This is a genomic window from Silvimonas amylolytica (assembly GCF_014645555.1).
GTDB classification, from domain to species: domain Bacteria; phylum Pseudomonadota; class Gammaproteobacteria; order Burkholderiales; family Chitinibacteraceae; genus Silvimonas; species Silvimonas amylolytica.
Genome location: NZ_BMLY01000008.1, coordinates 143,596 through 167,534, shown reverse-complemented (window position 1 = coordinate 167,534; position 23,939 = coordinate 143,596). Strand labels below are relative to the sequence as shown.

The window sequence follows — 23,939 nt, the reverse complement described above, 5'->3', positions numbered from 1 at the left end:
ACACTCCTCCTGCCTGCGCAGGTTCTAGTGTGTTGCATCGACCGGTTGAATCCACACCGAAGAGCAGTCGAATTACCTTCGAGCCGTTGCATAGCAAACTCGGAACTCACCCCTGAGCGACACTGAGGCGTATGTTGATTGCGGCTTGGCTTGGCTTGGCGCTGTTCAGGCCGGGGCGTACCTGCTGGAGCCGCTATTGCAGCAACACACCCTGGCATCGCTGCCCGTTCCCTCAAGCTGTGACACGATTTGCAGCAAGTCCATCTTGCGCAGCACATTTTCCAGTCATTGCAACAACGCGTCGCGTGGGTTGGGTAACCGGATCGTCCATCGTGACAGGCAAAGAGCGTGGATTGGCTATGGTCGGGATGGCGCTGGGGTGCAGCCAATTCGGTTACATGATGGCCGAAGACTAAAATCAGCAGGAATGCGCTAGATTGCTAATTCGCTGATTTTAAAGGGAGTGCCCGGGATCGGACTTGAACCGACAAGCCTAACGGCGGCGGATTTTAAGTCCGCTGTGTTTACCAATTTCACCACCCGGGCGGGGCAGATCAGAGGGGCGCATTGTAGCAAACTTGAAGCCTTCGGGGGGAATCTCGCTATGGGCTTTGCCTTGGCCGCCGTCGGTGTGGCCACGTCGGGTTTTGTGGCTATACTGCGGCGGCGTATCGCCAGGCTGGATGTTGTTCCGCTGGCTCTTTTTGTCTCTTGCCGGGCTGGGTTCTGATGGCATCAATCAAACTTCTGGGTGTGTCGGGTAGTTTGCGACAGCAGTCGTTCAATAGCGCCTTGTTGCGTGCTTGCGCGGCCATGTTGCCGGGTGAAGCGACACTTGAGGTGTATGAAGGGTTGGGGGCCTTGCCCTTGTTCAGCCCGGATGTTGAAGCGCAAGGTACGCCAGCGGCAGTGGCCCGGTGGCAGGCGGCGTTGAAAGAAGTGGATGGCGTGGTGTTTTCCACGCCGGAGTACGCGCACGGCGTGCCAGGGGCGTTCAAGAATGCGCTCGACTGGGTGGTGGGTAGTGGTGAACTGGTCGGCAAGCCCATGCTGCTGCTGGGGGCGTCGTCCTCTGAGACCGGTGCGGATAAATCTGTTGCGCACGTGTTTGGTACGCTCAAGGTGATGACGGGTGATCTGGTGGGCAATGGGCCCGTTTGTGTGGGTAGCGTGGGGCGCAAACTGGCCAATGGTGAAGTGACGGATGCGGCCACGCGAGACGCGATCCAGCTGCGGTTACAGATGTTGCTGGCGCGAATCAAGGTGGTGCGTGAGGCCGGGCAGGCATGAGCGCATCAGCGCGTTACCCATAAAAAAACCGCCATATTCTGGCGGTTTTTTTATGGGTGAACACCGATCTCAGACGCTGGGGATCAGTGGCGCAAAGCGATCACGCCCGTCTTCCAGTTTGCCATTGAACATGTCGGTCGGGCGGACCCACAGGCCTTGCTCATGCGGCCAGAGGTGTTCATACACCGTCATGGACTCTAGCGTTTCAGAATGCCGCGCCAGACCGACCACGCGGTACAAACCGCCTTTGTAGTGGCGGTGGGTGGCCAGTTGCAGGGCTTGGGTTTCAGTCATGGTCAGTTCCGGCGGTTGGATCAAAGCTGGAATTGTTCCACCAGACCATGCAAAGCGCGAGCCCGATCATTCAACTGGCGCACGGTACCTGAGGCATGCTGTACCGCCGCGTCGGTCTCGTTAGAGAGCCGGTTCAGTTGCTCAGCGGCCTTGGCCATTTCATTGGTCGCCACCGATTGCTCACGGGTCGCATCGGCAATTTCACGAATGCTCGATACCACGTGTTCCATGCGGCTATGAATGCCACCAATGCGATCGGCCACCGCGTGGGATTTATCCACGCCAGCGCTCACCGATTGCCGCGTGCTGGACATATCGCCCAGCGCAGCCTGGATCTGGTTGTCGGTCTCGCCAATCAGGCCGCCGATCTCCACCGTCGCTTTGGCGGTGCGTTCGGCCAGTTTGCGCACTTCATCTGCCACCACGCTGAAACCACGACCGGCTTCACCGGCGCGGGCGGCTTCAATCGCTGCGTTCAGCGCCAACAGATTGGTCTGGTCCGCAATTTCCTTGATCACATCGACGATATGGGTGATCTGGCCAGAGCGCACACCCAATGCTTCCAGCGTATCTGCCAGCGCGTCGACAGAGCGGGAAATCGCGTCGATCTCATTGGAGAGTTGCTGCACTTCGTCGGCCGATTGCAGCGATACCGCGCCGGTTTCGCTGGCCGTGCCTTCGCTTTGGCGGGCGCCATCGGCAATGTGATTGATACTGACGGTGATCTCTTCAATGGTCGCCGCGGTAGCGCTGGAAATATCGGCCTGGCGCTGCGATTCGTTGGATAAACGCTGCGTGACGTCGTTCAGATCACGCACGCCGCTGGTGAGGTGTACGGCGTTATCGCGCACATCTACAAACAGCGTACGCAGGCGTGAGACAAAGCGGTTGAAGGCTTCTGCGGTCAGGCCGATTTCATCACGGCGACCGACCGGAATGGTGCGGGTCAGGTCAGCGTGGCCGGTGGCGATTTCAGCCAGCGCATCACGCAGGCGGTTCAACCCGGCCAGCATGCTGGTGAGCGCTGCGGTGGCCAGAATAATAGCCAGTACACCGACCACGGCGCCAGAGACCAGCAGTGTAATCAGCAAGCCATTGAGCGGTGCCAGCATGGCTGATTTATCGCTGACTGTGGCCAGAACCCAGTCGGTGCCGGGCACGGCCGATGCGGTCACATATTTGTCTGCGCCGCCAATGGTGATCTCGACCAGATCATTTTGCTTCTCTGCATTATCCAGCGCATCCGGCGTGAGGCCCGGCATGATGTCAGAGACCGCCTTGAGTGTGGTGTCCGGGCTCGGGTGTGCCACGATCTTGCCATCGTGCGTGGCCAGGAACGCATAGCCATCGCCGCGCAATTCAATACCGGTCACCACCTTGATGACGTCTTCGAGCGCCACGTCACCACCGATCACGCCAGTCAGCGAACCGTTCTGCGTGACCGGCGCAGCAAAGGTCACACCCAGTTTGCCGGTAGAGGCGAACACATACGGGTCAGACACGATCGGACCATTGGCTTCAGCCGCTTTTTTGTACCAGGTGCGCCCGGTCGGGTCATAGCCAGCAGGTGGGTGCTTGTCCACAAGGTTGTAGATCATGCGCTTGTCAGCATAACCAGCGAACAACTGGTCGAACTCACCCGCTTGCTTGCCGACCAAAAGGAAGGGTACGGGATCGGCTACACCGGGCGCTTGCGCGGCCACGGCGGTGACGGCATTGCGGTGCTGGGTAACCCAGCGTGCCAGGGCGGCGCTGTTGCCATGCACGGCAGTGTGAATTTCATTGCGGGTGCCAGTGATGATTTCTGACTTCATGCGCAAAAAAGCCACGCAGGACAACACAGCAATGACGACGGCCACGAGCAGGGCCACGAAAACGAGCAATCTGGATTTGAGTGACATAAGAACCAATGCTTTAAAGACGACGGGCAACCGGACATTAAACCGCATCCGCTCCCCGTATGTTATTGGGATATTCCGTAAGGTTTGATGACAAATTAGTTCTGATTCGCCCCGATTGCGTTCGATTTGCTGTCATGCCGACAAACGGAGTGGCTTTTGCCTCTCGTAAATCTGGTGACCTAAACCTGCCTTGCCGGATGCCAGATCGCTTCTAGAATGAATCGTCGCGCTGATAACCTGATAGGGGAAAAAATGGAAAGCGACCTCGTTCGCCTGACTGAATCGGTCTCTGCTGCCCGTAGTCTTGAAGATCTCGCAAGACCTTTGCTGGAAATGCTGCATCACCTCACCGACTACGAATCCACCTATGTGACGCGTATCGATACCGAGGCTGCCACCCAACTGGTGGAGTTTGCCCGCAATGTTGGCGCGCTCAATATCGGCGAAAACATGACGGTGCCATGGTCAGATACCTTGTGCAAAAGGTCATTCGAAGAAGGCCGTCAGTACACCGATGATGTCCCTGGCCACTGGCCCGATTCCGTCGCCGCCAAAGCGCTGGGTATCAAAACCTATGTCAGTTCACCCATCCGGAACGCTAACGGCGAATTGCTGGGCACGTTGTGTGCCGCCAGCAAACGCCAGATGCCGTTGTCGGATCGCGCGCGCAGCGCGATTAATCTGTTCTCCAAACTCATATCCCAACACATGGAACGCGAAGCCGTGCTGGAACAACTTAAGAGTGCCAATCAGCGTCTCGCACTGTTCGCGCTGACAGACCCTTTAACCGGTATTCCTAACCGGCGCGCAATCAGTGACGAACTCTCCCGCTTGCTGGCGGCGGCCCGGCGTGAACAGACCACCGTACTGGTCGGGCTGGTTGATCTTGATAGTTTCAAGGACGTGAATGATCTGCATGGCCACGAAGGCGGCGATCATCTTTTGCGTGAGATCGCCATCCGCCTTTCTGGCGCAGCCCGGGGTACGGATATGGTGGGTCGGCTGGGTGGCGATGAATTCGCGGTTGTTGGCCCCGGGCCGGCCAATCGGGGTGATGCGCACATTGCCACCATTGCGATGACCGAGCGTTTTTCCAGTGCAGCCAGCGGTGTGTTTGGTATTGGCGGTAAAACCGTCAATTACCCCGGTGCCAGCGTTGGTTTTGTGGCGGTAGATGGCTCTGTGTCGGTCGACCAGGCACTGCGCCTGGCGGATAACGAGATGTACGCCATCAAGCACCGCCGCAAAAATATGGAGAACATCCGGTAACGTGGCTCAGGCGCGTTGCCGTATCAAGCGCCTGTCCCCGATGCGCAGGCCGGTCAGCAACAACAAGGTGCCAGACAACACCAGACACTGCACGCCCAGCGTCCAGAATACGGTGGGTGCCGCCAGGTGGCTGACCAGTAGCGCGCCCAGGAACGGCGCCAGAAACTGGATGGTTTGTTGAACCGATTGCAGTGTGGCGGTTGCTGCGCCGACCTGATCGCCAAACTGGGAAACCAGATAAACATTGCGCTTGACCGCGATCGCCGCGCCGTTAAGGCCAGTCCCGAAGAAACATAAACCCAGTCCGAAAATCCCGACGCCTGGCGGCAATAACAATGCGCAACCTAGCGCCAGAAAGACTAGCGCTGCCACCATGCCCAGCCTGATCAACCCGTGCAGTGTGGCTTGTCCACTACTACGTCGTGCCAGCACCAAACCACCCAGAATGCCGCCCGCCGCCGCGCAAGACATCAAGATACCGACTGCGCCTGAGCCATATCCGCTGTTCTTGAGCACGAGCGCAAACTGGCTGTTCACCGCCAATGTCAGCCCGCCATAAACCACTACGCTCGCAAAAAACGGCCATGCGCGCCAACCAGGGGTGTGCACTGGCGCTGCTTTGGCTGGCGCCGGGCGGGCGAGGGGGGCCGCAGTCGGCATGATCATGAAGGCGCCCGTTGCCAGAGCCAGCAAGACCACAGAGAGCAGCATGGTGTGCTGATCGCCGACCAGTGCAGCCGCCGCCGCACCCACTGCGGGCGCCAGAATTTTGGAGAGATTGCGTGACAGGGTCAGCTGTGAAAAAGCCCGCCCCAATTCATCATCAGCCATGCTGGCACGCGCCTGGACATTAATGGCCGGGTCCGCAAAGCTGACCGCCATGTACTTGATGCAAACCACGCCGATGAACAGGGCAAACGAGGGCGCCCATATCAGCCCCAGCGTCGCCAGTACCACCACCAGGGTTGATACACACAACACGATCTTCGGTTTGCAAGTGCCGGTGATGCGCCCAACCCACCGTGTCATCAACACCGATGGCAGCAGCGATGCTGCATTCAGAATCAGCAGATCGGTGGCTGTCCCGTGAAAGCGGTAGACCGCGATGTTGAGGATGGCCAGAAAATTGACCCACCCGCCAAACTGCGAAAAAAAGTGACCACAAAGCAATGGCGTGAAGCGTGAGTTGAGCATGTTCGGACTGAATGGGCGAGGTTGAAAGCCGGGCGCGGGGGAGTGATTCTGACATGAAATCCGCCAGCCTCTGCGTGCGACAAAAAGGACTGTGGTGTAACCGCCAGGGCTACAAAAAAAGCCACCCGAAGGTGGCTTGTTCAGGCTGGTTCAGCGTGCCGCCTGGCATACGCTTTCCATGCGCCAGTGCCGCGCCAACGTGCGTGTCTGGCCGGTGACAGTAATCATGGTAGAGAGCCGGATATCGCTGCTGGATGCGCCAATCTGGATGTCGAACTCGCCGGGTTCCACAATACGCTGGCCGCTATGGCCGGTGAAATTGAGCATGTCTACCGGTATGCGTACTTCCACTGTTTTACGTTCGCCAGCGGCCAGTTCAATCCGCCCAAACGCCTTCAGCTCTTTGACCGGGCGGACGGCGGAGGCCAGTTTGTCGCGCACATAGATCTGCGGGATTTCCACGCCGGCGCGTTGGCCGGTGTTGGTAATGTCAAAAGTGAGGACGACATCTCCCGTGTTGATATCGACTTGATCGGCACGTACAGCCAATGTGTCGTAGGCAAACGTGGTGTAGCTCTGACCGTAGCCGAAGGGGTAAGCGCTGCCAAAGTGAAAGGCAATCGGCGTGCCGGCACTTTTGAGTTTGTGGTTGTAGTAATACGGCACAGCACCGACGTTTTTGGGGATAGAAATCGTCATGCGGCCGCTGGGTTCGGCGATGCCGGCCAGTACCTCGGCCAGTGCAATGCCGGCTTGCTCGCCGCCGGTAAACGCCATGACCATGGCCGCCACGCGCTGCTCCAGCCCCTGCAGGTTGTACGGCCGGCCGCCGGTGAGCACCACGATGACTGGCTTGCCCGTATTGACCACGGCTTCAAGAAGTTGCTGCTGTACGCCAGGCAGGTTGAGCGAATCGGCATCGGAGCCTTCACCCACGGTGCCGGTCTGGAACAAGCCGGCCAGATCACCCACGCAAACAATGGCGACATCGGCATTGTTTGCGGCTTTGACAGCAGTGTCGATATGTTCTGCGTTCTGGCTCACCGGGGACGCATGCGCCAGTTCGGTGCTATTGGCTACATCGCCCGGGAACACCGGCGAACCATATTTGCGTTCTTCCAGAATGGCGCAACCCTGCGCGTAACTGACGTTCTCTGTACCGAAGATCTGGCGTACTCCGGCCAACGGTGTGACGACATGGGGCTCGGCCTGCGCCTGCTGGTCTTTGCTCAGGATCAGGTGCACTGGGAAGCTATAGCCACCCAACATCGCAAGGCTGTCATCGGCGGTCGGGCCAATGACCGCAATCCTGGGCTGGGAGGCCGGGTTCAGCGGCAAGGTGCCGTTGTTTTCCAGAATGACGACCGACTGCCGGGCGACTTCACGCGCCAGTTCCAGCGCGCGTGGGGTGCGCAGGCGGATGGCATGTTCATCCACGTAGGGGTTTTCGAACAACCCCAGGCGGAATTTCTCGGTCAGCACGCGGCTGACGATTTCATCAATGCGCTCTTCTGTGATCAGACCGCGTTTGAGTGCATCGGCCAGGCGCGTGGTGCAGTCGTCGCCGGGTAGTTCGATATCGAGGCCCGCGTTGAACGACAGCGCTGCGGCTTCGGCCGGGTCGGCGGCGACACCGTGGTGCTGGTACAGCAAACTCACGCCCACATAATCGGCCACCACAAGGCCATCAAAGCCCCATTGCTCACGCAAGATGTCGGTCAGCAAGTGGTGTGATGCGTGGCAGGGTTCGTTATCGATGTCGTGATACGCCGGCATGACCGAACCGGCATTGGCCTGCTTGACCGCCATTTCAAACGGCAACATGAATGTATCGTTGAGTTCACGCCAACCCAGATGAACCGGTGCGTGGTTGCGTGCGCCCTCAGAAAAGGAATGCCCGACGTAATGCTTGAGCGTGGCCAGCAGATCACGCTCGTCACCCTGCAAACCGCGCACATAGCGCGTGGCCATGACACCGACCAGATACGGGTCTTCGCCAAAGGTTTCTTCGGTACGGCCCCAACGCACATCGCGCGAGACATCTAGCACAGGTGCCAGGCCCTGGTGGCAACCAATGCTCCGGGCTTCGTCACCGATGACGGCCGCCATCTGTTCAATCAACCCCGGATTCCAGGTCGCGCCAAAAGCCAGCGCAGACGGAAACAGGGTTGCGCCGCTGGCCATCAGGCCCACCAGGCACTCTTCATGCGACATCACCGGAATGCCCAGCCGCGTGTTTTCCATCATGGTTTTTTGCAAGGCGTTGAACGCACGCACGCCTGCAGCGGCATCAATCTTGTGACTGCCCAGCGGGCGAGTGATCTGGCCCAAACCCAGTTGCAGCCGCTTTTGCAGCGATTCCTGATCGCTGGCGCCGGTAAAGCTGTCCGCACGGACGGTGTGTTTGCCGTCTTCAGACAAGATCAGCCAGAAGGCGTGCATCTGCGCCACTTTTTCTTCGGGTGTCATGCGGGCCAGCAGGTCTTGCACGCGGGCGCAGACAGGTTGGGATGAGTCTTTATAAATGGCAGTCATGATGTTTCCTGCGGCCGGCTGGGGCCTGGTTTTTGTATGGATGGGTCGTGCAAACAGGGGGTGTCTAGCCTTTGAGCGCCCCGGCCATCATCCCTTTCACAATTTTCTCCTGCCCAAAGGCATAGGCCGCAATCAGGGGCAGGGCCGTCAGGGTCACCACGGCCATCATGCCGGGGATGTTGGAGGCAAACTGGCTTTGGAAGTCCCACACGGCCAGGGGTAAGGTGCGGTGGTTGGGGGTAGAGGTCAGCACGTAGGCAAAAATGAATTCATTCCACAGATTGATGCCGTTGTAGATCGCTACGGTGGAGAGCCCCGGCCCGCACAGTGGCAAAAAGATGCGGGCGAAAATGGCGATCGGTCCGCAGCCATCCAGTTGTGCGGCTTCTTCCAGTTCACGCGGGATTTGTTTCATGAAACCGGTCAGGATGAAGATGGACACGGGCAGGCTCATCGCCACATAAGGCCCGATCAGTGCAAACATCGTGTCGTACAGCCCGGCCTGGCGCGTCATCAAATACACCGGCACCAGGGTGACATGCAGCGGCACGATCATGCCGGCCACAATCAGCCCGAACAGCGGCTGGTTGAACTTGAAACGCAAGCGGGCAAGGGCGTAAGCCGCCATGGCACCGAACAGCAAAATCAGCGCAATGGACACGCCAATCACAAAGACGCTATTGCGCAGGTAGATCAGAAAGTCCCCCTGCAAAACGGCCTTGTAGTTGATCAGATCCAGATGCGAAGGCAGCGCCCAGATGGGCGTAGCAAAGCTGTCTTCCTGGGTTTTGAAACTGGTCATGACCATAAACAGGAACGGCAGCAGCGTGACGGCCAGCCAGAAAAGACCCAGGGTCGGGACCACAACCCGGGATGGTGCAAAGCCGCGGCGTGGCAAAACAGGCGTGGTCAGCATGTTAAACCTCCGGCTCGAAACGGCGGGTCAGGCGCAGCGCCAGGCTGGCCACCAGCGTCACCACAATAAACATGGCCGAGGCAATGGTGCTGCCGTAACCCAGCTGGAATGAATCAAACACCGTGCGGTACATGTAGGTCGCCATCAGTTCGGAAGAATGCTCGGGGCCACCGCCCGACATCACGAAGATGAGATCGAAATATCGCAGCGAACCAATGATTGCCAGCAGCGCGCCGGTACGCAGCGTGCCGTACAGATGCGGCAGTTTGATATGCCAGAAGATGGTCCATTCGCTGGCGCCATCGAGGAGTGCGGCTTCTTGCAGTTCATCCGGAAACGACGCCAGCCCGGCCATGAACAGCACCATGTAAAACGGAATGTTTTGCCAGCACACCACCGCAATGATCGAGCCCAGCGCGTAGTGCGTATCGCCCAGCCAGTCATGCGCAAAGGCATCCATATGCAGCGCTTGCAGGATCAGGTTGATCGGCCCGAAGTTGGGGTCGTACAGGTTCTTGGCCAGCACGCCCAGCGCCACGCTGGACATGAGTAGCGGTAGAAAATAGACGATCTTGAGCACGCGCGAATAGCCGCCGGCTTTATCCAGCAAGACCGCCAGAGCCAGAGCGATAGGTAACTGGATAACGACGGAAAACACCGCCAAAAGACTGTTATTGCGCAAGGACAACCAGAAGATAGGGTCTTGCAGCAAATACAGCCAGTTATCCAGCCCGACAAACTTGCCCTGCGTACCCAGGCCATTCCAGTTCAGGAGTGACAACTGAAAACTCGAGAGCAGCGGGTACAGGAGGAAGACCACCAGCATGATGACGGCTGGGGCGAGAAAAAAGGTGGGGACGAGCCAGGCTGGCCAAGCCCGGACCGGGCGGGCTAGCGGTAAGACCTGGGTTTCGGTGTAACTTGTCATTGGCGGTTCTCGGGTGATGCGGTGGTCATGCTTTTATTGCAAATGCGTTCATTGCAAAGGTGATGAGTTGGCCTTTTTACTGTCTCGTCATTCCGGCCCTGAGCCGGAATCCAGTTATGTCGTTGGCAGATGCCACTTCGTAGCCCGGATGAAGCGTTAGCGGGAATCCGGGGTGGCGGACCTGGTTTATATTGTTGTGAGGTTTTAGCGCCCTGCGGCGCGTTGTTTACATACCCGGGGGTGCCCGGACCCACGTCACTTTCTTTGCTTCGCCAAAGAAAGTAACCAAAGAAAGGCGACCCCTGCGACAACGCCCTTCGGGCTCCCTGCGCTTCTCGCAAAGTCCGGCTGGCTCCAGGGAACTCGGGCTAAAGCCCTCAAACACCCTTACGCCGAAACCCCGGACTCCGCTGCGATGCTCGGCGCTGCCGGAGGGGACACGTCAAAAGCAAATTCAACGGCAACCCCAACTTCGTCTGCTTATTCCGGCGCGCTGTATGGCTTAACCGCGCAGCGCGCCGGCGACCCCTTATTTCAACTCCGTCTTCGCCGCAGTTTCCATCTGCTGCGCAGCCTCTTGCGGGGTCATGGACAGCCCAAACAGCGCTTGCAAGGTGTCCTTGTGCAACTCACCCATCTTGGGTGGCAGTTCCTGGTCGTACCAGAGCTGAATGCTTGGCGCTTGTGTCACCAGGGCCTGAATCTGCTTGAGGTATGGGTCAGATACAGCCAGCCCCTTGAGCGGAATCAGGCGCTTGTCCGCCAGGCGGGCCTGGGCAGAAGCGTCGTCGGTCATGGCCTTGATCAGTTTGAAGGCGGCATCCGGGTTTTTGCAGGCGGTGGAGATGCTCATGAAGTTGTCGCCCACGGTGCCGATCACGTCTTTTGGATCACCCTTGCCACCGGTGACGGACGGGAAGGCAAAGAAGCCGACCTTGCTGACAAAACCGGGGTTTTCGTTCTGGATGGTGGACAGCTCCCAGCTGCCCATCAGTTCCATGGCGGCTTTGCCGGAGTACATCAAGCGGCGGGATGCACCAATGTCGTAATCCAGCCCGTTGTAGCCCGGCGCGAAGGCACCGGCTTTCACGAGTTCCTGAATGCGTTCGCCCGCTGCAATAAACGGTTGAGCGGTAAAGCTGCCGCCCGGTTTGCGCTCTACCGCATTGCGGAAGGTGTCCGCGCCACCAATGCGGTCCACGAGGTACATGTAATACATCGACCCTGGCCACTTGTTCTTGTTGGCCAGTGCAAACGGTGCAACGCCGTTGGCTTTGAAGACCTTCACCACATTCATCAACTCATCCCAGGTCTGGGGTGGTTGCAATTTGTATTTGGCAAAGAGTTCTTTGTTGTAAAACACCACGGCGGCGGTGGTGTTCTCGGATGGTACGCCGTAGACCTTGTGGTCAATGGTGGCGGACATGAAGCCCGTTGGAATGAAGCGATCACGAAAAGCCGTGTCTTTGGCCAGATACGGTGTCAGATCAACGACCTGGCCGGATTTCACGTACTCCCGTAGCGGGCCGCCACCCCAGGTGGCAAACACACACGGCGGCTGACCAGCGCCAAAGGCGATCTTCAATTTGGTCTTGTAGGCGTCGTTCAGAATGTGGGATTGCTCGGCCTTGAAGCCAGGATTGGTGGCTTCAAAACGGACGCCGGCGTCGTTGATCAGTTTGGCGGCGGCGGTGTTGGTTTGCAGGTCCCACTCGGTAATGACCTGATCGGCCGCGCTGGCGCTGGCAGAGGCCGCCAGGGCCGCAATACAGAGCAGCGCGGACAGCGTACCGGTTCTGGCTTTTTGCATTTTTTCCTCCGGTAAAGCGGTAATTGGGCAGAGTCGCTTGAGGCGGAGGAAACGTTATGTTTTAACGTTATGTAGCGTCAATTGGATAACTACATCGTAACGTTGTCATACAGATGAACGGCAAGTTACGAAAGTCATTTTGCTGCGTTCATTTTTTTACCAATTCGTTGAAATATTGATGTTTTATAGCGTGTTTCATGATTTTTATTGCGGTGCGTCATGGCAAGGGGTATGCCGTGGGGTTTGATGCTTATAACGTAGTTTGTAACGTATACTCAATAGCGTGCAAAAACACACCGAACAGGGCGCTTTATGAGCAAGAATGACGTCTCGTTGATGGCCATCGCCAACGCCGCCGGGGTATCGCAGATGACGGTCTCGCGTGCGTTATCCAACAAACCGGGCGTATCACGTGAACGGCGGGAAGAGATTTTGCGGATCGCCGCAGAGATGGGGTACGTGGTGAACCGCACGGAGCAAAAGTCCTCCAGCCGGCGCAGCCACGTGATCGGCCTGGTGACGGCCGAGTTACATAACCCGTTTGTGAGTGAACTGGTTGCTGGCGTCGGCCGCGCGGCCCGAACAGCGGGTTATGAGTTGCTGGTGTATTCGCTGGTTGAGCCTGACCAGCCACCATTGCCGCGCGTGATCAAGCTGATGCAGCAAGTCATCGACGGCATCATTGCACTCTTGCCCTACGAACACAGTTATCTGGAAGTCCTGGCCGATGCGCGCGTACCCATCATCACGGTCGATCAGTACGGGCGCTTTGTGCGTTTTCCGTCGATAGCCTCTGATAGCTATGCCGGTGCTTGCCTGGCTGTACGGCATTTGCTCGGGCTGGGGCACAAGCGCATTGCCTTTCTGACGGGGGATGAGCGCCTGGCCTCTGCGCAGGACCGACACCGGGCCTACCTGGATACGCTCACCCAGTCGGGCATTGCAGTTGACCCGCAGCTGATCATCCCCGGTAACTATTCGCTGTCGCGCGGGCAAAGCGCGGTGAAAACGTTGTTGGCGTTGCCAGATCGGCCTACGGCTGTGTTTGCTGCCAATGACATGAGTGCAATTGGTGTGATGGCGGGCTTGCGGGAGGCCGGTTTGCGGTTGCCGGATGAGATGTCGGTCATTGGTTTTGACGACATCCCCGGCGCGGCGCAATGTCATCCTGCGTTGACCACCATCCGCCAGCCGATCCAGCAAATGGGGCGCTCTGCGGTAAACACCTTGCTGGCGCTGATCGCAGGACTGGAAGCGGCCTCCCCGCAAATTGTGCTGCCAACTGAACTGGTGGTGCGTGCGTCCACTGGCGTGCCGCGGGGTGGGTGAGGAAGCGCTCCGCGCCGCAGGGAGGAGCCTAGCGCCGTTGTTCTTCTGCGCGCAGCGTCAATACCTGGACGCCAGTGCGAGTAACGGCCACCGTATGTTCAAACTGTGCGGATAACTGGCCGTCGCGCGTGACCACCGTCCAGCCGTCGTCCTCAGTCCGCACCGCATGCCGGCCCTGGTTGAGCATGGGTTCAATGGTGAACACCATCCCTTCTTGCAACAGCAGACCCGTTTTCGGCTTGCCCCAATGAAGGACTTGCGGGTCTTCGTGCATTTCCCGGCCAATGCCGTGACCGCAATATTCGCGCACAACCGAATATCCGTTCTGGCGTGCATGCCGTTCAATGGCATGCCCCACATCGCCTAGCCTTGCACCAGGGCGCACGGCGCTGATGCCCTTCCACATGGCTTCATAGGTCACTTCAACGAGGCGTCTGGCCAGCGGAGAGACCTCGCCCACCAGGTAAGTTTTGCTGGAGTCGGCGATATAGCCGTTCTTTTCCAGTGTGATATCGAAATTCACAATGTCGCCGCTCTGCAGTACGTCTACCGCGGATGGCACACCATGACAAACCACGTTGTTGCGAGAGGCGTTCAATGCATACGCGTAGCCGTATTGGCCCTTGCTGGCCGGGCGCGCTTTGAGTTCCTGCACGATGAACTGATCGACCAGATCATTGACCTGCATGGTCGACATGCCGATCAGTTCCAGCGCGTTCAGAAAGCCAAAAACATCGGCCAGCAGACGGCCAGATTCAGCCATCAGCGCAATTTCTTCCGGCCGCTTGGTCATGCCGACGCTACTTTAACGGGCTGCGGCACGATGCCCGCCGTGCGTAATTCCTGCGCGACGATTTCGTTGAAGCTTTGCGTCGGGTTCATTTCGCACAGCATGCCGATCTTGATCCAGAACGCGGCCTGCGCGTTGATGGAGCGGCACGATACGGCGCTGGCTTTGCGCAGTTGATCGTGCAGATCGTCCTCAATGTTCACAATGCCCATACCCGTCTCCGTATATACGTTCCATATATGAATCATATATTGTTCATGTATCCCGAGGCAAGTAACCGGCATTTGCCGGTGTCCGTATTCGCAATAAAAAACCCGGTCACAGGACCGGGTTTTTTTGTCACAGCATTGACGATACTCAGGCCAGGTTGAGCGACACCGGCAACGCGCTGGCCGTGATTTCCACTGCAGCGCCCAGCGGTGTATCACGAACGGTCACGCCTGCTGGCTGCGCGCCCGCCTTCAGGTTGCGCAATACCAGCCGCACCACGCCTGCTTTGCCAGACTGCGCGACACGCAGTTGCTGACCCATGCGGGTGACGGACACGGTGCTGATCTCCTGGCCAGTCAGGTCGCGCAGCGTGGCTGCGGCGCTGGTGTGGTCGTCAAGCGCAAACAAATGCAGTTCGTGTTCAGCGACGTAATCGTAATCCGGACGCTGATCATTGCGCCCCAGTGCGAGCAGTGTGTTCGGACGCACGTACAGCGGCAGACTCATAAAACCATGCTGCTCACGTTGCCAGCAGCCGCCTTGGGCTTCGGTATTGCTGAATAGATGTGTCCAGCGGCCTGCGGGCAGGTAGAAATCCACATGGCCTGCTGCGTTGAATACCGGAGCCACCATCAGCGCATCGCCCAGCATGTATTGGCGATCCAGATAATCGCAGGCCGGGTCTTGCGGGAACTCCAGCATCATGGCGCGCAACGTGGGTACGCCCTGGGTGGCCTGGACGGAGGCGTCATACAGGTACGGCATCAGGCGGGATTTCCACTCGGTAAAGTGGCGCACCACGGCCACCGCCTCGTCATCAAACAACCAGGGCACCCGGTAGGATTTGCTGCCGTGCAAACGGCTATGGCTGGACAAGAGGCCGAACACCGACCAGCGCTTGTACACATCGGCGGGCGCGGTATTTTCAAAGCCGCTGATGTCGTGGCTCCAGAAGCCAAAACCCGACAGCCCAAGCGACAAGCCACCGCGCAGTGTTTCAGCCATGGATTCGTATGTCGCGCTGCAATCACCACCCCAGTGCACCGGCAACTGCTGGCTGCCTGCTGTACCAGAGCGCGCAAAAACCACCGCATCGCCCACGCCGCGTTTTTCGACCAGCACATCAAACACCACCTTGTTGTACAGGTAGCTGTAGTAGTTGTGCATCTTCTGCGGGTCAGAGCCGTCGTGGTACACCACGTCGGTGGGGATACGTTCACCAAAGTCAGTCTTGAAGCAATCTACGCCCATATCCAGCAGGCGGCGCAGATGGCCGGCATACCACTCGCATGCGGCCGGGTTGGTGAAGTCCACGATGCCCTGACCGGGTTGCCAGCGGTTCCATTGCCAGACGTCACCATTGGGTTTGGTCAGCAGATAACCCTTGGCCATGCCTTCGGCAAACAGCGGCGATGGTTGTGCAATGTAGGGATTGATCCACACACAGATCTTCAATCCGCGCGCTTTCAGGCGTTTGAGCATACCTTCCGGATCGGGGAAGGTCTCTTTGTTCCAGGTGAAGTCGCACCAGTGGAAAGCCTTCATCCAGAAGCAGTCAAAGTGGAACACATGTAGCGGAATGTTGCGTTCTGCCATGCCATCAATGAAATGATTGACCGTGCCCTCGTCGTAGTCGGTGGTAAACGACGTGGTTAGCCATAAACCAAACGACCAGGCCGGTGGCAGGGCAGGGCGACCGGTCAGGCGGGTGTAGCGATCCAGTACCTGCTTGGGCGTGGGGCCGTCAATCACAAAGTATTCCAGTGCCTGGCCGGCCACGCTGAACTGCACCTTGGCGACTTTCTCGCTGGCTACTTCAAAGCTGACGTTTTCCGGGTGATTCACGAACACGCCGTAGCCACGATTGGTGAGGTAGAACGGTACGTTCTTGTAGGCTTGTTCTGTGCTGGTGCCACCATCGCGGTTCCAGGTGTCGACCACCTGGCCATTCTTCACAAACGCGGTAAAGCGCTCGCCCAGACCGTAGACGTTCTCGCCCACACCCAGGTCCAGCCGCTCGAACATATACGGTGCACCGCCTTCATTGTTGTCGATCACCTGGCCGCTGGCACGGAAACCGCTGCCGGTGATGCGTTCACCGGCGCGCAAGAAGTCGATGGCCCAGTCGCCGGTCTTGGCAATGCGCACGGTCAGATTGCCGCTCGTGAGCGTGACGGCTTCATCGGTATTGGTGATGCTGACCGGGTGCGACTGGCGATTCAATTCAAAGTGCGGGCCGGTATTGGCGACGCCCTGGAAATGCGCCATCTTGATGCCAATCACGCCTGGCAGTGGTGAATGCACGCGCAGGGTGATCAGGCCGGTATCCAGTTGATACGCGCGGGAGGTCACGTCGCGAGGGGCGGCGTAGATCAGCAGTTCATCACCCACAATGTCCACGCTGTGGACCTGCACGGCGTACATCAGGTTGAGGCCATCGCGGATGAGCCAGTTGCCGTCGCTGATTTTCATGGTGGTTTTCCGTTGTAAGTCTGGCATGGCCGGAAACGTTTCCGGAAGTGCCTGTAACATTTGTTCAAAGATGTCGGGTCGGGTGGATTGCTGCGCGAATCCCCCCGACGATTTCAAATTGCTTTTTCGGTCTCTTTGTCGAAGACGTGCAGGTTTGCCGTATCGATAAACAGGTTCACCTTGTCCCCAACCACCACGGGCGCTTTGCCGCCGTGGGTGATCAGCATCGGTGTGTCGTTGCTGCCTTCGGGCTGGACTTCAATAAACGTCATCGACCCGGTGCTTTCTACGTTCTCTACCTGGCAGCGCAGAATCTGGCCGTTGCCTTCCAGTTGCAGGTGTTCCGGGCGCAGGCCCAGCCAGACGGGTTTGCCTACGGGTAGTTCGCGGCCAATGTTCAGAACATGGTTGGTACCAAACTGCACGCTACGGCCATCTGCGCCAATGCGGCCCTCCACAAAATTCATGGCTGGCGAACCAATAAACCCGGCGACAAACTTGTTGGCGGGTTTGTCGTACAGATCAATCGGCTTGCCTTGTTGTTCGACCTGACCGGCACGCAGCACCACGACGTGATCGGCCATGGTCATGGCTTCGACCTGATCGTGCGTCACATACACCGACGTGGCATTCAGGCGGTTGTGCAGCTTGCGGATTTCCGAACGCATATGTACCCGCAGGGCGGCATCCAGGTTGGAAAGTGGCTCATCAAACAAGAACACCTTGGGGTTACGCACAATGGCGCGACCCATGGCGACACGCTGGCGCTGACCGCCAGACAACTGCCGCGGCATGCGTTCCAGCAAATGGGTCAGGCCTAGCGTTTGCGCTACGCCGTTGATGCTGTCTTTGATCACTTGCGGCGCGCTGCGCTTCAGGCGCAATGAATACGACATGTTTTTTTCGATATTCATGTGCGGGTAGAGCGCGTAGCTCTGGAACACCATGGCGACATCGCGCTTGCGCGGCGGGGTTTTGTTCACCACATTGCCATCAATTTTCAGCGTGCCGCCGGTAATCTGCTCCAGCCCGGCAATCGTGCGCAACAGCGTGGATTTACCGCAGCCGGACGGGCCGATCAGTGCCACAAACTGGCCTTGAGGCACGGCAATATTGATGTCCTTGAGGATTTCAACCGGACCGTAGGCTTTGTACAGATGTTCAATTTCAATACGATTCATGATCAGTCATTCCTGGCTGCGCAATCAGAGGATGCGAAGTAGAGCGAATTCATTTGAGTGCCCCTGCGGTGAGCCCGGCCACAATGCGCCGCTGCAGCAACATGAAAGCAATCAGAATGGGCGTCACAAAGACGGCGGAGTAGGTCATGATCCCGATCCAGTCGATTTTGGTGGCGCCAATAAAGGCAGACAGCCCCACGGTGGCGGTCTGGTACTGGTCATCCAGAATCAGCGAGCGGGCGTAGACGTATTCGCCAAACGACTGCAGGAATACGAGGATCGCCGTCACCAGAATGCCGTTCACCGCCAGTGGCAAGATCACGCCAAAGAACGCACGGGAAGGGGAGGCGCCATCGACCAGCGCCGCATCACGCAACTCACGCGGGATCTGCACAAAGCTGGCGCGGCACAAGACGATGTAGAACGGTAGCGTCTTGGTGATCTGCGCAATCACCACGGCCAACCGTGGCGTCTCCAGCAAGCCCAGACCTTTGAAGGCGGTGAAGATCGGTGTGACCATCAGGCTGGAAGGCAAGGCCTGCAAGACCAGCACGGCGAAAATGGCAAAGGCGGTCCAGCGGTTTTGCACGCTAGCCAGCGCATAAGCCGCACCGGTACCGACAAACACGGTCACTGCGGTGGTACCGCAGGCAATGATGAACGAGTTCCACAAGAACTTGCCCATACCGCGCTCGGTAAACACCTGCCAGATGTGCGACTCGCCATGCGCCGGCCAGAATGTCGGCGGTGTCTGGAACATCTCTGCCGCGCTTTTGAACACGGTGATGTACATCCAGTACAGCGGGAACAGATAGACCGCGGTGACGATGAGCGCGATCACAAACAGCACGTAGCGCTTCATCACACCATCCTCTCGCTGCGGGTAGAACGTACGTAAAACACGGCGATGACCAGCACCAGCACCAGCATCAGCGTGGCGACGGCAGAACCGGCCGATACTTCAAACGTCTGGAACGACAATTGCCAGGACCAGTACTGCGCCACTTGTGACGAGTTGGCCGGGCCGCCCTGGGTGAGCGCGGCGATCAGATCAAACTGCTGCATGGTCATGATCGCGCCCAATGAGATCACCGCACCCAGCGTGGCTTTCATCATGGGCAGGGTGATGCCGAAGAAGCGCTGGAAAGCATTGGCGCCATCCAGTTCGGCGGCCTCATACAGGTCTGCCGGAATAGCCGCGATGCCCACGGACAACAGCAGCATGTTGAACGGCACGCCCAACCAGACGTTGGCGATGATCACGGCATAGAGGGAATAGCTCGGGTCAGAGAGCCAGAAGATGCGTTCATGCATCAGGCCAGAGGTCAGCAGCAGGTGATTGAGTACGCCAAAATCGCCCGCGAACAGCAGTTTCCAGATCACGCCAACCACAAGGCCAGGCATGATCCAGCCTGCCAGAAACAGGCCGCGCATAAAGCTGGCGAGCGGAAAATCCTGGGCAAACAGCAGCGCTAGCAAAAAGCCGATGACTACCTGGAACGTGAGCGACAAACCGACGAACAACAACGTATTGATCAGCACCTGGTGCATTTCAGGACGGCTGAAAATGTCGCGGTAATTGGCAAGGCCCGCAAACGGGCGCAAGAGCGTGGCGGGTTCCATCAAGTCGACTTGCTGGAACGACAACATGATGTTGTACAGCAGCGGCAGGCCGGCAAAAACCAGCAGATAAAGTAGCGCGAACACCGCCAGTGCGATTTCGAAACCACTTCTTTGCTCAAAGTGGCTCAGGAATTTTTTCATGGGTTGCCCCGAAATACGTGGCTACCAGGGTGGTAGCAAGACAGGCTCGAAACTCAAAAAAGCGGCCGGGCGCGGACAACGACCGGCCGCAAGAGGAGTCGTGAAACGTTATTTCTTGATCGACTGCACGGTCTGGTAGGCCGTGTTCATGGCCTGTTCTGGCTTGGCCTGATGGGTCAGCACAGACTGGACTGCAGTAGAGATCGCCTTGGACACTTTCGGCCATTCCGGATTCGGGCCACGCGGACGGGCGTACTGCATTTGCTCGTTGAAAGTCTTGTAGGCATCAGGCCATTTCGGGTTGCTGGTTACAGTGTCTTTGGACGGCGGCAGCATGCCGAACTCGTTCCAGTTACGGTTACGCTGGGAGTACATGTACTCCAGGAACTCGAATGCGGTTTGCGGATTCTTGGCCGTGCGCAAGATGGCATGGCTTTGTTCGCCCAGGGCAGACGCACGTACACCACCGGCCTTCTCCGTCGGCAACAGGGCTACGCGCCATTTGAATTTGGCTCCCTTTTCAACTGCCGGCAGTTCCCACGGGCCATTGATGTCCATGGCGGCGTTGCCGTTGATGAAGGTCGCAGCGGCTTCAGACTGGCGATGGCTCAGGGTATCGGGCGAGGCCAGTTTGTCATCCAGCAGTTTTTGCCAGAATGCGGCAGCACGGGCCGCGCCAGGGTTGTTCAGCTTGTCCCAATCGGCGCCGGTGGCCTGAATGAAGGGCAGGAACTGGAACACACCTTCTTCATCGCCCACGGCAGAGAACGCCAGACCGTAAACATTCTTGGCCGGGTTGGTCAGTTTTTTGGCATAGCTGTACAACTCATCCCACGTTTGCGGCGGCTTGTTCGGGTCCAGCCCGGCAGCCTTGAACTGGTCTTCGTTGTAATAGAGTGCCAGGGTATTGGCGCCGCGCGGAATGGCATAAACCTTGCCGTTCCACGAGGCATTTTTCAGCGGGCCGGGGAAAATCTGTTTGACGTCGATGACCTTGGATTTGGCCAGATAAGGTGTCAGATCCAGCAGCGCATTGCGGGCGGCAAACATGGCGGTATTCGGGTTGTCGACCGGGATGACGTCCGGGCCATTGCCCGACATGACCGCGCGCATGGCTTCGTCATTGAGCGCAGAGAACCCGACCTTGCGCACCGTCAATTGCACATCCGGGTGCAGTTTGACGAACTCACGTGCCATTTTTTCGGTGTAGTTGTCCGGTTCGTCTACGGCCCAGACCGACAAGCTGGCGGCCAGGCTAGCAAAAGACGTCAGGGAGAATGTCAGGCCCAGCGCCAGGGCAGTGGCGCGGATGTTCTTCTTCATAACTCCTCCAGAGTGTGCAAAGTCGTTGCCGCTAATATATTAGCTGGCATTGGTGACGCTGCGGGCGTCACTCGTGCGTTTCGCTTGCGTTACGGAGCGCGTCCGGGTGGCAGCCCGGCGCGATGTTGTGTTCAGTCCGAATGCGCTTGCGAGATGAATGTAGCGTTTTCTGGAGCGTTACGGAAACGTTTCCGGAAAACGTGGAGGGGATTTTTGATCTGCGCAAGAAGGGTGTCAAGCGGGGTGGTGAAAAAAGGAATTGGCGTTGCGAAAAAACGGTAAGGCAGAGTACTGATGCCGTGCGCGCAACTGACCCGCCCGGTAGCGTGGATTCAGGGTTTTTGGTGCCTGACCCGGGTCATCCGATCATCCCGCCATCGCTGTCGCGCACCCGCAACTGCAATGGCCAGAGCTGTTGCCGGGGTTCTTTCTGATGTTGCAGGGCAAATTCCGGCCATTGCGCCAACAGCGCGCTGGCCATATGCCGCCCCAGTTCATACGAATCCACCGTATAGCCCGACAGGCGTGGCGACAGATACTCCGGTACGTCGCCCGCCAGCACGCCACCGCAAATAGCGAGGTCTTTGCCCGGCGTGCGGCCGAGCTCATGCAGTTTGCGATAGGCGCCGATGGCCATGCTGTCGCTCTGAAACATGATGGCCGTGGGCGGTTCAGGCAGCGCGAGCAACGCTTCAGTGATCAGGTAACCACCGCGTTCAGACAACTCGTTGATCTGCACGCAAGATTCATGCACCGCTAGCCCATGCGCCGCCATATTCGCACGCCAGGCATTCAGGTAAATGTGCGCCTGCATGGCATCGTTACCGGGAATACCAATGGCGATGCGCTGGTGCCCGAGGGCGGCCAGGCGGGTAATGGTCGCCGCAGCGGCGGATTCAAAATCCAGATCAATCCACACATGATCGCCAGCAGATTCGCTACGCCCGAACGCCACGAACGGAAAGCGGCGACTGGCAACGTAATCCAGGCGCTCATCCGTACACCGCGTGCCAGCCAGAATCACGCCATCGACGTGCCGGCGTTCGACCACGCGGCGCAGGCGGGTGAATTCTTCCTCATAAGACTTGCTGCCATACATCACCAGATCCATGCCGTGTTCGGCCAACACGGATTGCAAGCCATCGGCTAGCCGCATGAAGAGGGCCAGCGTGTAGTTTTCCTCTTCCAGCCGCGCTGGCAGCATCAGCCCGACGGTGTTCATGCGCCCTTTGCGCAGGCTTTCAGCCGCGCGGTTAGGCGCATAGCCGTGGCGTGCAGCGGCTTCACGCACACGCTGACGGGTTTCGTCGCTGACTTCGTCGCTGTCGTTCAGGGCTCGCGAAACGGTAGAGACCGACAATTTCAGTTCGCTGGCGAGTTTGCGGATGCCCATGCGGTAAACCTTGCTGCTCAAAGAGACACATTGAAAGGGAAAACGCTGGCAGCGTAGCGCGTGATGGCGAATGGATACAAGCGGTGCAGGCGCAGTCTGCGGCTAGCGTGCAACGCGCTGACCGCAATAAAAAGAAGGAGCGGCCGACAGGTTTAGCGTGCGGGGCCGGTCGAATCGCGTGCGACCAATTGCGGGCGGGACGTCACCAGCATGGGGCGGGCGCCATCGGCCGGCTTGCCCTTGATCAGGCTCAATAGCAGGTTCACGGCCATCTCGGCCGCTTCTGCTGTCGGTACCGCCACCGTGGAAAGACTCGGCCGGATTTGATGCGCCAGGTTGATGTCGGTAATGCCGATGACAGATAAATCCGCAGGCACGCGCAGGCCCAGATCGGCTGCGCTTTGCAGCACGCCAATCGCCGGCAAATCGTTAGAGACAAAGATCGCTGTCACTTGTGGATTGGCGGTCAGCAACTGGTGCGCCGCTTCGTGGCCGGCTTCGATCGTATCGTGGCCAAACACCGTATGTTCGGCCAGATCGTCAATGCCCGCACGCGCCATGGCATCGGCAAAGCCGCGATAACGCCAGATATGGTTGCCGTTGCGTTCACTGCCCACGACCGCCGCGACACGACGATGCCCCAGGTCAAGCAGGTGCTCTGCCGCAATTTCACCAGCACGGTAAAAATCGACGGCAATGGAGGGCAGTGCGGGCGGCTGCTCTGGCCGCTCCCACATGCACAACACGACGGGCGTGCCGCGACGTTCAGCGGCCAGCAACACGTCCTGTTCCACAAAGTCTGCATTCATGACCAGCACGCCATGGGCCAAAGAACCACCCACTTGATCCAGATAGGCTCTCTCCAGTTCCGGGTCGTCATTGGTGTTACAGACAATCAGAAAGTAGCCCTGCTTGCGTGCAGCTTGTTCAGCGGCCAGCGTGAATTCCGGATAGAACGGGTTGGCGATGGAGGACACCACCAGCGCCAGCGTCAGCGGCCGGCCTTCAACCAGCGCGCGCGCGTGCAAGTTGGGCCGATAACCCAGTTCTTCGGCCAGCGCCAGTACGCGTTTTTTGGTGTCTTCCCCCACCTTGCCACGACCACGCAGGACGTTGGAAACGGTGGCCGGTGTAACCCCGGCTAGCTGGGCAATCTGGGCAAGTGTGGCCATACATGAGTCCTGCACGCTCAAAGCGTGAGCAGAAAGATTAAACGATTAATTTCATCTGATCAGATTACAGATCAAGCGTCAATCAAGCAGCTTGAACCTGGCAATGCTGGCAAAAGTGGGCAGTTTGCGACAAATCTGATGGCTCTTTTGTAACAAATCGGGCTGCTA

Annotated in this window: 19 protein-coding genes and 1 tRNA gene; 3 read left to right on the top strand and 17 right to left on the bottom strand. The window is 58.3% G+C overall.

Annotated features, from left to right (window positions below; genetic code table 11):
* Positions 1-464: 464 nt before the first annotated feature.
* Positions 465-546, bottom strand: a tRNA-Leu gene (locus IEX44_RS19045).
* Positions 547-729: 183 nt separating this feature from the next.
* Here IEX44_RS19045 and IEX44_RS19040 point away from each other — a divergent pair.
* Entirely contained in the window at positions 730-1,290 is a 561-nt protein-coding gene (locus tag IEX44_RS19040; protein WP_188697921.1) for an NADPH-dependent FMN reductase, read from the top strand.
* A 69-nt stretch (positions 1,291-1,359) separates the two neighbouring features.
* Here IEX44_RS19040 and IEX44_RS19035 read toward each other — a convergent pair whose 3' ends face one another.
* Both IEX44_RS19035 and IEX44_RS19030 read right to left on the bottom strand, forming a co-directional pair.
* A complete protein-coding gene (locus IEX44_RS19035; protein ID WP_188697918.1) occupies positions 1,360-1,584 on the bottom strand; it encodes a DUF1653 domain-containing protein in 225 nt (74 codons plus the stop codon).
* Between the two features lie 20 nt (positions 1,585-1,604).
* Entirely contained in the window at positions 1,605-3,485 is a 1,881-nt protein-coding gene (locus IEX44_RS19030) for a methyl-accepting chemotaxis protein (RefSeq protein WP_188697916.1), read from the bottom strand.
* Positions 3,486-3,737: 252 nt separating this feature from the next.
* Here IEX44_RS19030 and IEX44_RS19025 point away from each other — a divergent pair, with 252 nt between their 5' ends.
* Complete coding sequence (locus IEX44_RS19025) at positions 3,738-4,754, top strand: sensor domain-containing diguanylate cyclase (protein WP_188697953.1); 1,017 nt, start codon at positions 3,738-3,740, stop codon at positions 4,752-4,754.
* A gap of 6 nt (positions 4,755-4,760) precedes the next feature.
* On the opposite strand, the gene IEX44_RS19020 is transcribed toward IEX44_RS19025, so the two are convergent.
* The 5 genes from IEX44_RS19020 to IEX44_RS19000 form a co-directional block, all read right to left on the bottom strand.
* Positions 4,761-5,948 carry an MFS transporter gene (locus IEX44_RS19020; RefSeq protein WP_188697914.1) on the bottom strand — a complete coding sequence of 396 codons (1,188 nt, stop codon included), beginning with the start codon at positions 5,946-5,948 and terminating at the stop codon, positions 4,761-4,763.
* 150 nt (positions 5,949-6,098) lie between these two features.
* Positions 6,099-8,483, bottom strand: coding sequence for a glycoside hydrolase family 3 N-terminal domain-containing protein (locus IEX44_RS19015; protein WP_188697912.1), 2,385 nt, complete (start codon positions 8,481-8,483; stop codon positions 6,099-6,101).
* Positions 8,484-8,547: 64 nt separating this feature from the next.
* The gene (locus tag IEX44_RS19010) at positions 8,548-9,399 is read right to left on the bottom strand and encodes a carbohydrate ABC transporter permease (RefSeq protein ID WP_188697910.1); all 852 of its coding nucleotides are present in this window, start codon (positions 9,397-9,399) and stop codon (positions 8,548-8,550) included.
* A 1-nt stretch (position 9,400) separates the two neighbouring features.
* The gene (locus IEX44_RS19005; protein ID WP_188697907.1) at positions 9,401-10,327 is read right to left on the bottom strand and encodes a carbohydrate ABC transporter permease; all 927 of its coding nucleotides are present in this window, start codon (positions 10,325-10,327) and stop codon (positions 9,401-9,403) included.
* Positions 10,328-10,856: 529 nt separating this feature from the next.
* Positions 10,857-12,137, bottom strand: coding sequence for an extracellular solute-binding protein (locus IEX44_RS19000; protein ID WP_188697905.1), 1,281 nt, complete (start codon positions 12,135-12,137; stop codon positions 10,857-10,859).
* Positions 12,138-12,449: 312 nt separating this feature from the next.
* Here IEX44_RS19000 and IEX44_RS18995 point away from each other — a divergent pair, with 312 nt between their 5' ends.
* Complete coding sequence (locus IEX44_RS18995; RefSeq protein ID WP_188697903.1) at positions 12,450-13,466, top strand: LacI family DNA-binding transcriptional regulator; 1,017 nt, start codon at positions 12,450-12,452, stop codon at positions 13,464-13,466.
* Between the two features lie 28 nt (positions 13,467-13,494).
* On the opposite strand, the gene map is transcribed toward IEX44_RS18995, so the two are convergent.
* The 9 genes from map to IEX44_RS18950 form a co-directional block, all read right to left on the bottom strand.
* Positions 13,495-14,259: a type I methionyl aminopeptidase gene (gene map / locus IEX44_RS18990; RefSeq protein ID WP_188697900.1), complete on the bottom strand. Its 765-nt coding sequence runs from the start codon at positions 14,257-14,259 to the stop codon at positions 13,495-13,497.
* Complete coding sequence (locus IEX44_RS18985; RefSeq protein ID WP_188697897.1) at positions 14,256-14,468, bottom strand: ParD-like family protein; 213 nt, start codon at positions 14,466-14,468, stop codon at positions 14,256-14,258. Before IEX44_RS18985 ends, map begins: the two co-directional genes overlap by 4 nt.
* 145 nt (positions 14,469-14,613) lie before the next feature.
* A complete protein-coding gene (gene yicI, locus IEX44_RS18980) occupies positions 14,614-16,938 on the bottom strand; it encodes an alpha-xylosidase (protein ID WP_188697895.1) in 2,325 nt (774 codons plus the stop codon).
* 113 nt (positions 16,939-17,051) lie between these two features.
* Complete coding sequence (locus IEX44_RS18975; RefSeq protein ID WP_229679332.1) at positions 17,052-18,119, bottom strand: ABC transporter ATP-binding protein; 1,068 nt, start codon at positions 18,117-18,119, stop codon at positions 17,052-17,054.
* A gap of 49 nt (positions 18,120-18,168) precedes the next feature.
* Entirely contained in the window at positions 18,169-18,981 is an 813-nt protein-coding gene (locus IEX44_RS18970; RefSeq protein WP_188697893.1) for a carbohydrate ABC transporter permease, read from the bottom strand.
* Positions 18,981-19,883: a carbohydrate ABC transporter permease gene (locus IEX44_RS18965; protein WP_188697888.1), complete on the bottom strand. Its 903-nt coding sequence runs from the start codon at positions 19,881-19,883 to the stop codon at positions 18,981-18,983. The genes IEX44_RS18970 and IEX44_RS18965 overlap by 1 nt, the downstream gene beginning before the upstream one ends.
* 108 nt (positions 19,884-19,991) lie before the next feature.
* On the bottom strand, positions 19,992-21,206 hold the full coding sequence (locus IEX44_RS18960; RefSeq protein ID WP_188697883.1) for an ABC transporter substrate-binding protein: 1,215 nt from the start codon (positions 21,204-21,206) through the stop codon (positions 19,992-19,994).
* A gap of 358 nt (positions 21,207-21,564) precedes the next feature.
* On the bottom strand, positions 21,565-22,599 hold the full coding sequence (locus IEX44_RS18955; RefSeq protein ID WP_188697880.1) for a LacI family DNA-binding transcriptional regulator: 1,035 nt from the start codon (positions 22,597-22,599) through the stop codon (positions 21,565-21,567).
* A gap of 152 nt (positions 22,600-22,751) precedes the next feature.
* On the bottom strand, positions 22,752-23,771 hold the full coding sequence (locus IEX44_RS18950) for a LacI family DNA-binding transcriptional regulator (protein ID WP_188697877.1): 1,020 nt from the start codon (positions 23,769-23,771) through the stop codon (positions 22,752-22,754).
* Positions 23,772-23,939 lie beyond the last annotated feature (168 nt).